This window comes from Sphingomonas sp. BK345 (genome assembly GCF_014193845.1).
Classification (GTDB): Bacteria; Pseudomonadota; Alphaproteobacteria; order Sphingomonadales; family Sphingomonadaceae; genus Sphingomonas.
In genome coordinates, this window is the sequence record NZ_JACHZX010000003.1 from 722,794 (window position 1) to 736,496 (window position 13,703).

General features: G+C 70.0%; 9 protein-coding genes. 1 reads left to right on the plus strand and 8 read right to left on the minus strand.

The window, feature by feature from the left end:
• Positions 1-13 precede the first annotated feature (13 nt).
• The 4 genes from FHY03_RS12690 to FHY03_RS12705 form a co-directional block, all read right to left on the minus strand.
• On the minus strand, positions 14-2,038 hold the full coding sequence (locus tag FHY03_RS12690) for a TonB-dependent receptor (RefSeq protein ID WP_183924959.1): 2,025 nt from the start codon (positions 2,036-2,038) through the stop codon (positions 14-16).
• Between the two features lie 74 nt (positions 2,039-2,112).
• Positions 2,113-2,496: a DUF2946 family protein gene (locus tag FHY03_RS12695; RefSeq protein WP_183931165.1), complete on the minus strand. Its 384-nt coding sequence runs from the start codon at positions 2,494-2,496 to the stop codon at positions 2,113-2,115.
• Positions 2,497-2,937: 441 nt separating this feature from the next.
• Positions 2,938-4,845, minus strand: coding sequence for a M14 family metallopeptidase (locus tag FHY03_RS12700; RefSeq protein ID WP_260158898.1), 1,908 nt, complete (start codon positions 4,843-4,845; stop codon positions 2,938-2,940).
• Between the two features lie 37 nt (positions 4,846-4,882).
• Positions 4,883-5,353 carry a Fur family transcriptional regulator gene (locus tag FHY03_RS12705; protein WP_183924955.1) on the minus strand — a complete coding sequence of 157 codons (471 nt, stop codon included), beginning with the start codon at positions 5,351-5,353 and terminating at the stop codon, positions 4,883-4,885.
• Positions 5,354-5,499: 146 nt separating this feature from the next.
• On the opposite strand from FHY03_RS12705, the gene FHY03_RS12710 reads away from it, so the two are divergent.
• Positions 5,500-7,680, plus strand: coding sequence for a TonB-dependent receptor (locus FHY03_RS12710; protein WP_260158899.1), 2,181 nt, complete (start codon positions 5,500-5,502; stop codon positions 7,678-7,680).
• A 63-nt stretch (positions 7,681-7,743) separates the two neighbouring features.
• Here the strand turns inward: FHY03_RS12710 and FHY03_RS12715 are convergent, their stop codons facing one another.
• From FHY03_RS12715 to FHY03_RS12730, 4 genes are all read right to left on the minus strand, one after another.
• Positions 7,744-9,078, minus strand: a complete 1,335-nt coding sequence (locus FHY03_RS12715; RefSeq protein WP_183931169.1) for a DUF3526 domain-containing protein — start codon at positions 9,076-9,078, stop codon at positions 7,744-7,746.
• Positions 9,075-10,514: a DUF3526 domain-containing protein gene (locus FHY03_RS12720; RefSeq protein ID WP_183931171.1), complete on the minus strand. Its 1,440-nt coding sequence runs from the start codon at positions 10,512-10,514 to the stop codon at positions 9,075-9,077. Before FHY03_RS12720 ends, FHY03_RS12715 begins: the two co-directional genes overlap by 4 nt.
• Positions 10,511-11,251, minus strand: a complete 741-nt coding sequence (locus tag FHY03_RS12725; RefSeq protein ID WP_183931173.1) for an ABC transporter ATP-binding protein — start codon at positions 11,249-11,251, stop codon at positions 10,511-10,513. Before FHY03_RS12725 ends, FHY03_RS12720 begins: the two co-directional genes overlap by 4 nt.
• A gap of 70 nt (positions 11,252-11,321) precedes the next feature.
• Positions 11,322-13,397, minus strand: a complete 2,076-nt coding sequence (locus FHY03_RS12730; RefSeq protein ID WP_183931176.1) for a TonB-dependent siderophore receptor — start codon at positions 13,395-13,397, stop codon at positions 11,322-11,324.
• Positions 13,398-13,703: the final 306 nt, after the last annotated feature.

Here is a 13,703-nt window from a genome sequence, read left to right on the forward strand (position 1 = left end):
CGGCGCGGGCGGATCAGTTGGTCGCGATGCGGAGCGTGGCCATCAGCCGCCGCCCGGGCATCACCACCTCGTCCTTGTTGAGCGCGGTGGCGAGCCGCTGGACGTCGTTGGTCAGGTTCTGCCCCACCAGCGCGAGCTCGACGTTCGGGTGGGCGGTGAAGGGCCGCAGCGCGAGCTGCCCGTCCAGCGCGACATAGCCGGGAGTGACCGTATCGAACGTGCCATAGCGGTTCTGGCGCCCGGCGTAGATCAGGTTGAACCCCGCGTCGAGGCGATCACCCTGCCAGTTCAGCCCTCCGCCGACGCGATAGGGTGGGATTCGCGGGACGTTGTTGCCGTCGTCGAGGGTCGCTCGGGTATAGTCGGCCAGCAGGTTGAAGCGGTACGTACCGTGCTCGGTACGGACCAGGTCGTAACTTGCCTCGCCCTCGACGCCGCGGAAGTGCGCCCCCTGCTGCTTGTAGTTCAGCTCGCGCAGGTCACCGTCGCCGTCGACCGAGCAGGTGCCGTCGTCGTCGCAGACGCGGCCGGTCAGGTCGCCGTAGATATAGTTTCTGAACCAGCTGCTGTAGACGCTGCCGTCGAAGCGGAACCCGCCCGACCGTATGCGCAGCGTGCCTTCCAGGGAGTTCGACCGCTCGATCCGGAGGCCGGGATCGCCGGTCTCGAACGTGTTGGGCCCATCGTGACCCCCGCGCGCGAACAGCTCGGTCAGCGCTGGCGCGCGCCCGGTGCTGGAGAAGGTCGCCCCGATCTTGATCGCCGGCGATATCTCGTAGAGCGCCCCGATCGCGCCGCTCAGCGGCGTGAAGTCCGGTGTCACATAGACGTCGGAACGCGGGGTGCCGCTCAGACTGACGTGCTCGACGCGCCCGCTCGCCTCCAGGTGCAGGCGGTCGGCGATCCGGGTATCGGTGAAGAGGTAGCCCGCCACACTCTCCAGCGTCGCGGGGAACAGGTAGGAGCTGTCCTCGCCGATGGCGGAGAAGTCGCGGTGCTGGTATTCCACCCCGATCGCGGAATCGTCGACGAAGCCGATCCGGCTGAGCAGCAGCTCCGCCCGCGCGTTATATTCCTTGTTGCGGAATGTCGTGTCGACCGTGCCGTCGGGTTCCTTCTCGTCGTGCGTGTAGGTCGCGTAACTCCCGTCCAGATTGAAGCGTTGGAGCAGCCCGGAGCCGAGCCCGAACGACGAGCGCGTCATCACCTTTGTCTGGCGCATGTCGATGAAGGTGCTGTCGCTGGGGATGCCGTATTTGGCGTCATATTGCGTGATGGCGGCGCCCACATGGCTGTCATTACCGCTGCCGAAGAAATACGAGCCGCCGAGCGCGCCGCCGTAGCCGCGGAAGAAGGAGTTCTGCTGCACGCCCAGCGGCGTGTCATAATCGCCCGCGTGCCGGCCGAAGCCGTCGGCGTGCAGCGCGAGATTGCCGACAGCGGCGTCCACCAGCGCCGCGCCCTGGTAGAGGTCGGAGACGGTGCCGTAGGTACCGTCGAGCTCGGCCGACAGAGGCTTGTCCGGCAGTGCTGTGGGCACACGGTTGTTGAGGACGTTGACGACACCGCCGATCGCCTGGCTGCCATATCGCAGCGTGCCCGCGCCGCGCACGACCTCGATGCTGCGCGCCGCCAGCGGATCGATCGGGATGCCGTGGTCCGGGCCGATGTCGGACACGTCGGACGAGCTCGTGCCATCCTCCAGGATGCGGACGCGGGTCGCGTCCATGCCGCGGATGATCGGGCGGCTGGCACCGGTCGCGAAGCCCGTCGCCGAGATACCGGGCACGCGCGCGAGCGCGTCGGCGATGCTGGCGCCGCCGCGGTGGAGGATGTCCTCCGAGTCAACCTTGGCGACGATGGCGGGGGTGTCGTCGCGATCGTGACTGATCGGCGAGGCCGTCACGACGATGTCGCGGCTCGTGTCGGCTGACGTGACCCGCGGGGAAGAGCTGTCGGTCGTTGGTGCCTGCTGGGCGGCGGCGCAGGCGGGCAGGAGCGCGGCGAGGGCCGCGCCCGCGAGTAGGCAAGGGCGCATATGATCTCCGAGGATGTCACCGTGGTCGGCCAGCGGCGCGCGGATCGGCGAGGCCGCGCTCCGTGAGTGTCAGGTCAGGTCGGTGTCGCCGCAGGTGGCGCTCGGCTGCGCCAGCTGTGCGCGCGCGAGTACCGCTGACCCACGGCCAAGACGACGATGGCAGCGGCGGCCTGGTGCACGCGCGGCGCGACCAGGACGGGCGACGGCGGCGGCATGAACGGCTCGAGCACCGCGGCGGCGGCGCAGAACGCGCACGCCTGGGCTTCGTCGGAGGCGGTGACGGGGCGATCAGGATGATAGGCCGCGGGGGCACGATGAGACCCGTACTGGTGGCCGACGCGAGTGACGCCGTTGAGGACAAGGGCACTCAGAACTAGGCAGGCGATCAGCACGATGCTCGACGCGCGCCAAGTCGCCACGGATTGCCGTTGGTTCACCCCGCCTATCGACACGAGCACGGGTCTCCCGAAGGTGGCAGGTTGATGATATAAAGTTAACTTGACAGATCGGTGATCGTGGAGGCGGAGCGGATGGAGAACGTGCCGGGCGGACGCGGCTCTCGCGTCATCACGCTTCTAGGCCGCCCGCGAAGCGCGTCGCCGGGCGAGAGAAGCGGCCTGGCCGACGATGTTGGGGAATGCGTCGCGCTTTCGTCTTTCTCCGCCGTCACGTGGGGCGCGTGGCAGCGTCGCTCTCTTCTCGCCGGCACTCGCGAACGCTCGCCTGCCGGTGCTGCCCGGCGGCGTGTAGGCCGCGAGGCCGGATAACGGATCGCGCTGCGTCATGCGCGCGCTGCGGCCGCTCCATGTTCCAGACGTTTCGGCTTGAGGCTGCAGGCACGCGCGATCGCGAGCTCGCGCGGTCTCGACGACCGACGCGTCAGCGCGCGCCCGGTCACCCTACCGCTTCGGCTCGCGCGCGATCGGGTAGCGCAGCGCGTAGGCATGCCCCGGCCCGGCGCGCGCGTAGAGCCATGCGAGGCGGGCGTCCGGGTCGGCCGCGAGGGCGCGATCTGCGGCCAGCGCGGCGTCGAACTCGGCGCGCAGCCGCGGCTCGGTCGCCAGCATCCGGTCACCGAGCGCGGCGAGGACGAACGCGTCGGTGCTGGGCGCGGGTGACAGCATCTCCGGGAAGAACCCCCATGCCAGGAACGAGTCCTGGCTCTCCGGCTCGAGCAGCGCGGCGGCGAGCAGACCCAGCGGCTGATCCGCAGACACGCGCACGCTGCCCGCCGGCATCACCTCCTCGGCGGCCTCGTGGACGAAGCGCGCGGTGACCGGATAGCGTCCCTCGCTCGGCCGCGACACCGCCGGATCGACGAGGCGGACGCGATCGACCGTCAGCCGTCGCGGCGCGTCGATCGGGTCGAGGCGGATGCCGTGCAGGCGCAGGCGATCGATCACCTCGGTCTGCGCGGCGGGCACCCACCACGCAGCGGGCAGGCGCACGGTCTCGGTCGCGGTCTGGCCGATGACCGGCATGCGGAAGGTGATCGGTCGACCCAGCCAGCGCTGCTCCTGCCGCCCCGAAGCGGGCGACAGGTACGTGTCGAACGCCACGCCCCTGAACCGCTCGACCCAGCCGATCGGCTGCGCCGCGGGCGCCCAGCGAGTGAGCAGCTCGCGCGGCCGGCTCGTGCGATCCCGCGCTTTCGCCGCGCGGATGCGGGCGGCGTCGGTGCCCGCGATCCGGAGCGCCGCCTCGAGCAGGACATAGGTGCCGAGAACGCGCTGCCGGTATGGCTTGAGCATGTGATTCTCGACGAGCACCGTCGGCACGCCGATGAAGTCGCCATAGCCGGTCGAGTAGCGCGGACCTTCCGGGCTGCGTCGGATGCCCCTCGCCGGTTCACGAGTGTCGATCGGACTGGGGTAGAGGATCGGGAGGTGCCCCGACTTGGTCAGCGCCCTCGACACGGCCGGGCCGAACCGCGTCTCCAGCCAACCCGCGGTCGCGCGGTGCCGCGCGTAGGTGCCCCAGCCGGCGTAGGTGTAGGTGATGTCGTACTGCATGTCGAAGCCCTCGCTGACATGGCAGTCGACGTACAAAATCGGGTCGAGCGACCTGATCAGCCCGATCATCGCGCGCGTCTCCGGCGCGTCGGCCTTGGCGTAGTCGCGGTTCAGGTCGATGTCGCGGGCGTTGCCGTCGCGCCCCTTCTCCGCCGGGCCGCGCAGATGAACGAAGTTGTACGCGCTCATCTGCTCGTGACCGTCGATGTTGTATATCGGCACGAAGACCAGGTCGACCTGATCGAGCAGGTTCGCCTTGCCGCGCAGGGCGATGTCGCGCAGCAGCATCAGCCCGGCGTCCTTCCCGTCGATCTCGCCGGCGTGGATGCCCGCCTGGACGAGCACGACCGGCCTGTCGGCCTCGCCCTTGCTGGCGCGGACGTACAGCAGCTCGCGCCCCTCGGTCGTGCGCCCGAAGCTGTGGAGGCTGATCAGCGGCGACGCCGCATCAAGCCGTTCCAACCATCGCCGGACCTCGGCGTAGCGTGGCGTCCTCCGGAATGCGGACGTCTCCGCCGGGGTGATCCACGGGTCTTCCGGTGCGGCGACGAGTGCCTCGCTCGTGCCGTGCCATGGCAGCTCGGGTGGTAGCGGCGCCGGCCCCTGCGCGGCGATCAGCGACAGCGAGACGAGAGCGAGCGTGATCGCGCGTGAGAGCAAGGCGTGACGTCCATGATCGAAGGCGGGGACATGCAGCGCCGCGCGCGTGACACGGCGCGCGACCAGCGGAGCACCGACCCGCCACCCTCCAGCGGTCGGCCCCCCGCGGCGCTCACCTATGTGATGATGCAACATGCGGCAACCCCTCGGCCGCCCTGTCGCGTGACCCTCGTCAGTCGCTCGGCGCGCACCGACGGCACACGCCATGTATCTCCAGGACCGGACGTTGAGCAGTGAAGCCGGAGTGCGTGGCGGCCCGTCGGACACCTTCCGCAGCGTCCTCGTCGTCGACGTGCTGCGTGTCGCCGCACTCGCCGCAGATGAGGAAGATGCAGTCGTGACGGCATCCCGGATGAGCGTTGGCGACATAGGCGTTAACGCTCTCGATCCGCTGTGCCACGTTGGCGGCGACGAACAGGTCGAGGATGCGGTACACGCTGTTGGCGGCGATCCGCCGCCCTTCCGTCTTCGACAGGGCCTCGGTGATATCATAGGCGGACGCCGGCTTGTCGAAGCTCGTCAGCGCGGCGAAGACTTTCTCTCGCATCGCCGTCCATTGCTGACCGGCCGACTCGGTCGCGGCCGCGGCCGCCGTCAGCAAGGCGTCGCCGCTGAGATCCACGTGATGATGCATGGTGGCCATGAACCTATTTATGCACGCCAGCCGACAACCGCAATCACGTCTCGCCGGCTACATGGCAATATAACGTCACAACGGCGTTGATATAACGAAACATCGCGCATAACGCGAGGACGACAGGGATCGGGGAATCAAGAATGAAGATCGTCATGAGAACATCCGTCAGCATCGTTGCGCTCGTGCTGGCCGCACCCGCGATGGCCCAATCCGGCTCGGGCGGCACCGGAGTCACGAGCACGGAGCAGGGCGGCGGCGCGGCGAGCGTCCGCACCTCGTCGCGTCAGGCCGCCGTGGGCCGCGACGTCATCGTCACCGCGCCGATCCAGCGAAGCGAGCGAGACGTGCTGCAGGGCACGTCCGTGCTGACGGGCGAGGCGCTCACGCGCGACCTGCGCCCGACGATCGGCGAGACGCTGTCGCGGCTGCCCGGCGTCTCGGCGACGTCCTTCGGTCCCAGCGCGTCGCGCCCGATCCTGCGCGGCTTTCAGGGCGAGCGCATCCGCGTTCTCACCGAGGGCATCGGCTCGATCGACGTCAGCAACACGTCGGTCGATCACGCGGTCATCATCGACCCGCTGCTCGCCGAGCGCGTCGAGGTGCTGCGCGGGCCGAGCGCGCTGCTGTTCGGCTCGTCGGCGGTCGGCGGCGTCGTCAACGTGATCGACTCGCGTATCCCGCGCAGCGTGCCCGAGAACGGCTATCGGCTGAACGGCATCGCCACCTACGGTTCGGCCGCCAGCGAGCGGTCGGGCGAGATGGCCGGCGACGTGGCGGTCGGGCAGCACCTCGTCCTCCATGCCGACGGCTCGTACCTGAAGACCGACGATCTGCGCATCGGCGGCTACGCGCTCTCGCCGGCGGCGCGCGCGGCCGCGCTCAGCCAGGTGGGCCTGCCGCAGGACACCGACGAGCCGATCGACTTCGCCGCGAGTGCCGCGATCCGCAAGCGTCTGCCGAACAGCTTTTCCGAGACCTGGACCGCGGGTGCCGGCGCCAGCTTCATCACCGATACCGGGCAGCTGGGCGTCAGCTACAGCCACTACGACAGCTTCTACGGCATCCCGCTGCGCTACGCCACCGAGGTGGGTCAGGAGCAGGAGGCCCCGCGCCTCGACGTCGTCCAGAACCGCGTCGACCTGCGCGGCGAGGTCGAAACCGGCGGCGGCTTCCTCGACCGGATCCGGGTCCGGGCAGGGCACGCCACCTATCGCCACTTCGAGCTGGAGGAGGACGGCAGCGTCGGCACCGCCTTCTACAACAACGGTCTCGAGGGCCGGCTCGAGCTGGTCCAGGCGCGCAAGGGTGCCTGGTCCGGCGCGTCGGGCGTCCAATATTTCAACCGCCAGTTCAACGTGGTCGGCGAGGAGGCCTTCCTGCCGCGCAACGAGACCAACCAGACCGGCCTGTTCACGCTGCAGCAGCTCGACTTCGGTGCGCTGAAGGCTGAGGCGGGAGCCCGCTACGAGTGGAGTGACCTGACCGCCAAGAACGACGCCGACCAGCGCTTCTTCGCCGGCCGCCGCAACTTCGGCGCCTTTTCGGGGTCGCTGGGCGCGTCCTACGGTCTCTCCGACGCGATCCGCGTGGGTCTGAACGGCTCCTACACCGAGCGCGCGCCGTCGGCGGAAGAGCTGTTCGCGAACGGCGGCCACGCCGGCACGCAGGCCTATGAGCTGGGCAGCGCCGACTTCCGGCTGGAGCGCAGCTGGGGGCTCGAGGCCACGCTCCACGCGCATAACGATCGGTTCAACTTCGACGCCTCGGCCTATTACAACTGGTTCTCGAACTATATCTCTGAGAACCAGACCGACCAGGCGGTGTGCGAGGCGGCCGCGATCCAGTTCGGCGCGATCGACCGCGAGGTCGATCTGCCGTGCTTCCAGTACCAGCAGGCCGATGCGCGCTACTACGGCTTCGAGGCGGATCTCTCCGCCAACCTGTTCACCCTGGGTACCACGCGGATCAACGCCGACGTGCTGGGCGACTATGTGCACGCGAACATCGTCGACCAGGGTCCGGTCCCGCGGATCCCGGCGCCGCGCGTGCTCGGCGGGCTCGAGGCGCAGGGCGACCGGTTCACCGCCCGCGCGGAGGTGGAACATGCATTCGATCAGAACCGCACTGCGCCGTTCGAGACGCGGACCGACGACTATACGATGGTCAACGCCAGCGTGAGCCTCTCGCCCTTCGGACGTGACAGCAAGACCCAGCTGGTCCTGAGCGCGAACAATATCTTCGACGTGACCGCGCGGCGAGCGGCGAGCTTCCTCAAGGACTTCGCCCCGCTCGCCGGCCGCGACCTGCGCGCGACGCTGCGCTTCGGCCTCTGACCGCTCCCGGCGCTGCCAGCGGACATCGCGTCCGCGGGCAGCGCCGGTCTCGGCGCGTCAGGATCAGGAGGAGGGCGGCGCGAGAGGGCGTCGGTCGAGCATCGCGGCGGGTGTCACGAACCGCGCCGCCATGCCTTTCGGGCGGGTGACATCCTCGTAGCTCGGTGCGAGCCGAAAGTCGTCCGCGCCGAAGGGACGATCGTGGAACAGGTAAGCGTAATAGAACTCGCGCAGCCGGCGGTGGAACGCCCGGATGCGATCCTGGTAGGCGAGTTGCGCGCGTAGGTCGGTCTCTGCCAGACCGGTCAGCAGCGCCTGTACGCCGACCGACGGCAGCGCCCAGCCGAGCGCGCGCGCGAGCGCGTCGCGGCGCTCGAGACCGTCGCGATAGGCCGCGACGCTGGCGGCGACGCTCTCGTCGCCGACCTGGTGGAAGGCGAGGTACCATTTGTAGTGGAACGCCGCCCCGAGCGGCGGCGAGTCGGCCCAGCGCGGATGGTGCGCGTAGAAGCGCCGCATCGTCTCCTCGCGCGGGATGTCCCAGGCGTGGTTCACCTGCTCGCGCTGCGCCAGCGCGATCTCCGCACCCTGCGCCACCGGCACCGCGCGGTTGATCGCGACGTGCGCCAGCGTGGGCACGACGAGCACGAGCACCAGCCAGCCGGCGGCGAGCGTCGCCGCGTTTGCCACCGAGCTCCAGCGTAGCCGGCCGACCAGCGCCGCAATGCCGATCCAGAACAGCAGATAGGCCGCGATGACGAGCGTCACAACGAGGATCGATCCCAGCAGGACGCCTGACCAGGCCGCGACCACGGCGAAGGGCAGTGCCAGCGCGAGCCACAGGAGCGCGAGGCGCAGCAGCGTGCGCCGCCGCGTCAGCGCGGTGCCTCCCCGCGGCAGCGCCGCCAGCATGCGCCAGCGGCCGGCCTCGCGCTCGCCCGACACCATGTCGTGGAACAAGGCGATCACGAACAGCGGCGCCAGGAACACCAGCACGAAGGCGAAGTCGAAGCGACCGGGCAGCGCCAGCTCGGGGTTGAACGTGTCGCCGTCGTAGATCTGCGCCTCCAGCCCGAGCGCCCGGACGCGCAGGATATAGGGCGACACGTCGCGCATGCCGATCGCGGCGAAGGCGAGCGGCGCGGGCGAGTCCCACGTCGGATGGAAGCTGTAATAGGCCGCGCTCCCCGCGTCCTTGCTGCGATCGACATAGGCGGCGACGGCGGCGATATCCTCCGCCTGCGCCGCAGGGATTGCCGCGATCGCGGCGCGCTGGCGCGACACCTCGGCCACGCCGGCAGCGAGGGCGGCGATCGTCAGCGCCACGAGAAGCGCGAGAACGACGACGGTCAGCCGCGCGCGGAGCAGCAGCCGCACCTCATGCACCCAGAGCCTCATCGGCGGTCTCCCAGACGGCGCGCGACCATGGCGAGGGCGCCGCCCGCCGTGACGAGCCAGACGAGCACCACGGCCAGCCCGGGCAGGGCTCGCGCCGCAAGCTCCGCGCCGCTCGGCGCACGATAGTGGAAGTCGGGGAGCCGGCCCCAGCTGTCGCCGGAGACGCGCTTGCGTCGATCGGCGTCGACGTCCTCGGCGACATCGTCGGCATAGCTGACTGCCTCCGCCTCCATCCGGTTGAGCCGCTGCACGAGATCGTAGCGATAGGCCTCCGCCTGCTCGAGGAAGCGGCGGTGACCCGTGAAGTCAGTACCCGCCGCCGCCATCGACAGCGATCGCAGCGCGATTGCCGGGCTCAGCACGCCGGCGATGCCGACCAGCATGTTCTGGCGGTCCTGCGCGGCGTAGCTGCGATCGGCGTAGCGGTCGAACAGCGCGGACGTGAGCCGCTCGCCCTCGACCGCGAGCAAACCCTTGTAGTTGACGGGCAGGTCCTCGATCCGCGTCACGCCGAAGCGGCGCAGCGTCGCGCGTTGGAACGCCGCGAAGTGGGCGTCCTCGGGATCGTGACTGTCGCCCAGCTGGCGCAGGTCGCGCGCGATGGCGACGTCGGTCTGCAGACGGTTCGTGAGCGGCACGGCGGCGCTCGCTAGGTCCGGCGCGACGCGGGGCAGGAGCACGACCGTCACCGCCCAGAGCGCCACCAGGATCAGCAGCGCGTCACGGCTTCGGCGCACCAGCGCCGACACCAGCATGATCAGCATTACCCAGAGCCCGAGGTAGCCGGCATAGCCCAGCGCCAGCGTGGCGATCGGAAGCGCGAGCGCGCCCGGCTGCGCCGCGATGGCGATCAGGCCGACCATCGCGGGGAGACCCGCGACGAGCGCGACGGCGCCGAGTGCCAGCAATTTGCCCGCTACCAGGCGCGTCCGCCCGACGCCCTGCAGCAGGAGCAGACGCAGCGTGCCCCGCTCGGTCTCACGCGCGACCGCCCCGAAGCCGAGGAAGATGAGCAGCAGCGGCGCGACCGCCTGCAGGACGAAGGCCGGTGTCAGCTGACCGAAGCGGACCAGCAGCGAGCTCTGTCGCACGTCGCCGAAATTGGCGGTGTTCTGGCGGTGACCCTCGAGGAACATGCTGCTGCCGGTGAAGGCGTCGACCCCGGGGTCGAACGCGGCGAGCGGGCCGAGCGGGCGGAAGATGAAGTGGCCGTAGTGCACCATGCGGTGCGGGTGACGATCCGGCTGGGCGTCGAAGGCATGTTCCGCCTCATGCTGGTGGCGGAGGCGCAGGTCGGCGCTCGCGCGCTGGTGCGCCCAGGAGCTGAGCGTCGCGGTCAGCGACAGCAGCACCAGCAGCGCGAGCGCGATCACCGCGACCCGGTTGCGCCGCATCAGGCGTAGCTCGTCGCGAGCGATGAGGGTGAGCGCGCTCATGCCGCGTCGCGCTTTGCGGCGACGGCGAAGCGCGCGTGCAGCGCACGCACGTCGAACCGCGCCGGGCCAGCCGCGGCGACATCGTGGACGATCCTGCCGCCCTCGAGGAAGCCGATGCGGTCGGCGATGTCGGCGGCGGAGAGCAGGTCGTGCGTCACCATCAGCACCGCGGTGCCGCGATCGCGCACCGCCACCAGCAGCGCGTTGAAGTCGGCGGTCGCGCGCGGGTCGAGCCCAGAGGTCGGCTCGTCGAGCAGGAGCACGGGCACCTCGCGCAGCAGCGCGACCGCGATCGCCACCTTCTGCCGCATGCCCTTGGAGAAGCCGCCGAGCCGCTGGTCCCACGCGTCCCGCTGCAGGCCGGCGGCGGCGAGTGCCGACGTGATCGCCTCGCGACCGTGACGCTCGTCCGATAGCGCGAGCAGATAGTCGGCATTCTCGACGGCGGTGAGGTGCTCGTAGAGGGCGACGTTCTCGGGCAGGTAGGCGACCCGCCGCCGGACCGCGTCGGGCGCGGCGGCCGGGTCGATGCCGTCGACCGCGATCATTCCCGATTGCGCCCGCGCGAAGCCCAGCAGCGCGGCCAGGGTGGTCGACTTGCCGGCACCGTTGCCGCCCAGCAGGGCGGTGATGCTGCCGGCGGGGACGCGCAGCGACAGGCCGTCGAGGATGCGGCGTGCCCCGTAAGAGAGGACGAGTTCGTCGATCAGGATTCGCGGGGCGTCGTCGGTCGGCATGCTGCTGTCTTCCTCTCGCATCCGTCTTGCCGGTAGGCGCAATGTTACATCATTTCCGCTGTTGCGACGGTCAGATGTCGAGCCGCAGCGAGGCGCGGACGGTGCGGGGCGCACCGGGATAGATCCACAGCCGACTATAAGAGCTGGCCGCGTAGCGCGCGTCGAACAGATTGTCCGCCTCCAGCCGGAAGCGCAGCCCGGGCGCGACGGGCGCCTCTACCGCGGCCTTCGCCTTCACATAGTCGGGGAGGACCAGCGGCGTGGCATCGAGCGACCCGGCGCGATCGCCGACATAGGCGACCCCGCCGCTGAGCTGCCACTCGCCGCCGGCGAGGGGGAGGCGGTGGACGACCAGCAAGGTGCCCGCGTGCTCCGGGACGCCGAGCACCGCGGGCGTCGCGAAGGTGCTGTCGTCGTTGCGCGCGTCGACCCAGCTGTAGTTGGCGACGACCTGCCAGCGGCGACCGAGGCGGACGGAGAGATCGGCCTCGACACCACGGCTGTTGAGCTCACCGACCGGCGCGTTGAAGCCGGCGTCGAGCGGGTCGGTGGTGAGGATGTTGGTCTTGGCGATGTCGAACCAGGTGAGGCCCACGTCCACGCCGGCCCAGCGACTCGCGACCCCGACCTCGTAGCCGCGCGCCTCCTCGGGCGCGAAGCCCTCGCCGGTTCGGCCCGTGCCCGAGTTGAGCAGGAACGACTCGCCCCAGTTGGCGTGGACCGAGAGATGGTTGTCGACCGCGTAGCGCGCGCCCGCGCGGAACTTCACGGGGGCGTCGACGATGCGACCGACGCCGCCGGTCGTGTTGTTGACGATCTTCTGGCGATAGGGGTCGACGCGCGCGCCGCCGACCAGCGTGAGGCGATCGGTGACGCTCCACATGTCCTGGACGTAGATCGTGCCCGCCCAGCGGCTCTCGTCGTTGTTGGTGAACGGCAGCAGCGGTGCGGCGATCGCGCCGGCGCTCGACGCTGGGTCGTAGAGATCGACCGCATAGGGCGCGGTCGCGCTGGGATTGCGACGCATCCAGCGCTCGCCGTAGGTCAGCCGATAGCCCTTGAGCCCGAGGCTCAGCTGGTGGCGGCCGAGTTCGCCGGCGAGTTCCAGCCGCGCGGAGAGATCGTCCACCGCGAAGTCGCGCGAGCGGCGCTGGCGCCACACCTGGGTATCGACGATGCGCGACTGGTCGGCCGAGAAGCCCTTCAGCGTGCCGGTACGCCAGACGACGCCGCCGTTCAGCGACCAGCCGGCGCCGAGCCGCGCCAGGCCGGTGAGCTGGTGCCGCTCGTTGCGGAAGCGCGTGAGGCCGTTGGCGGGATCGCCGTAGTAATTCTCGCGCGGCACGGCGTTGGCGTCGTCGCCCACCGCCGGCACGCCGCGATCGAACGGCGTGTCGGACTGCATGAACTCACCGAGATAGGTGAGACGGAGCGAGTCGCTCGGCGCCCAGGTCAGCGAGGGCGAGACGATCCGGCGTCGGAGCGTCACGGTGTCGCGCCAGCCCTCGCTGTCCTCCCCGGCGACGACGATGCGGCCGGCCATCGTGTCGGTGAGCGGCCCGGTGGCGTCCAGCTCGACCCGGCGCGTGTCGAACGACCCGTACAACGCGACCGCGCTGGCGCGCGGGGTGAAGCTCGGCACCTTGCTGACGATGTTGACTCGCCCGCCCGGGTCAACGTCGCCGAATACCGCGCCGGCGGGCCCCTTCAGCACCTCGATCCGCTCGACCGTCGCAGGGTCGCGCGGCGGCGCCATGCCGCGGTTGGCGACGAAGCCGTCGACGTAGAATTCGGCGCCGCCGTCGGGCGTCCCGAGAAAACCGCGGATCGCGAAATTGTCCAGCACGCCGCCGCGGTTGTTCTGCTGGCTGAAGCCACTCACCAGCTCCAGCGCGTCGCTCAGACGATAGGTGCCGGCGGCCTCGAGCACGTCGCGTTCCAGCGAGCGGCTCGACTGCGACATGCGCTCGGTCGCGGGATCGGACGAGAGCGTGCGATCCACCGCGCGACGCGTGCCGAGGACCACGATGTCGGTCCGCTCTTCCGCGCTCTCCTGCGCCTCAGCGGCGAGTGGGGCGGCGCCAAAGGCGAGCGCCAGGCCGAGAGCGGAAGGACGACGCGGACGGGACACGGAAGCGAAAGACATGCGGGCTCCTGGGGCGCGACAACCAGCGGCATCGAGATGATTGGTATGTTGCAACATTCCATACTGCTTCGGCGCCGCGACGCAACACCGCGCGGGATCGCTGCGATCCGAAACCGGCCCTTGGCCTGACTGCTCACGGAGTCACGCGCTGCAAGCGGGAGACGAGCGCGAGCGACGACACTAGCCCGGTGACGCAGTTACGTTGTAACGCCGCGCGTCGGCGCGGCGGCGTTATGGGTCAGGGCGGAATGAGTTCGGGTGCGCGATCGAGGTGGAGCGGACGACATACGTCAGCGGTGGCGCTGC

Bases quoted from the DNA above. Each gene is read 5' to 3' on its own strand.
- FHY03_RS12690 (WP_183924959.1), bottom strand. From the start codon at position 2,038: ATGCGCCCTTGCCTACTCGCGGGCGCGGCCCTCGCCGCGCTCCTGCCC.
- FHY03_RS12700 (WP_260158898.1), bottom strand. From the start codon at position 4,845: ATGTTGCATCATCACATAGGTGAGCGCCGCGGGGGGCCGACCGCTGGA.
- FHY03_RS12705 (WP_183924955.1), bottom strand. From the start codon at position 5,353: ATGGCCACCATGCATCATCACGTGGATCTCAGCGGCGACGCCTTGCTG.
- FHY03_RS12710 (WP_260158899.1), top strand. From the start codon at position 5,500: ATGAGAACATCCGTCAGCATCGTTGCGCTCGTGCTGGCCGCACCCGCG.
- FHY03_RS12715 (WP_183931169.1), bottom strand. From the start codon at position 9,078: ATGAGGCTCTGGGTGCATGAGGTGCGGCTGCTGCTCCGCGCGCGGCTG.
- FHY03_RS12720 (WP_183931171.1), bottom strand. From the start codon at position 10,514: ATGAGCGCGCTCACCCTCATCGCTCGCGACGAGCTACGCCTGATGCGG.
- FHY03_RS12725 (WP_183931173.1), bottom strand. From the start codon at position 11,251: ATGCCGACCGACGACGCCCCGCGAATCCTGATCGACGAACTCGTCCTC.
- FHY03_RS12730 (WP_183931176.1), bottom strand. From the start codon at position 13,397: ATGTCTTTCGCTTCCGTGTCCCGTCCGCGTCGTCCTTCCGCTCTCGGC.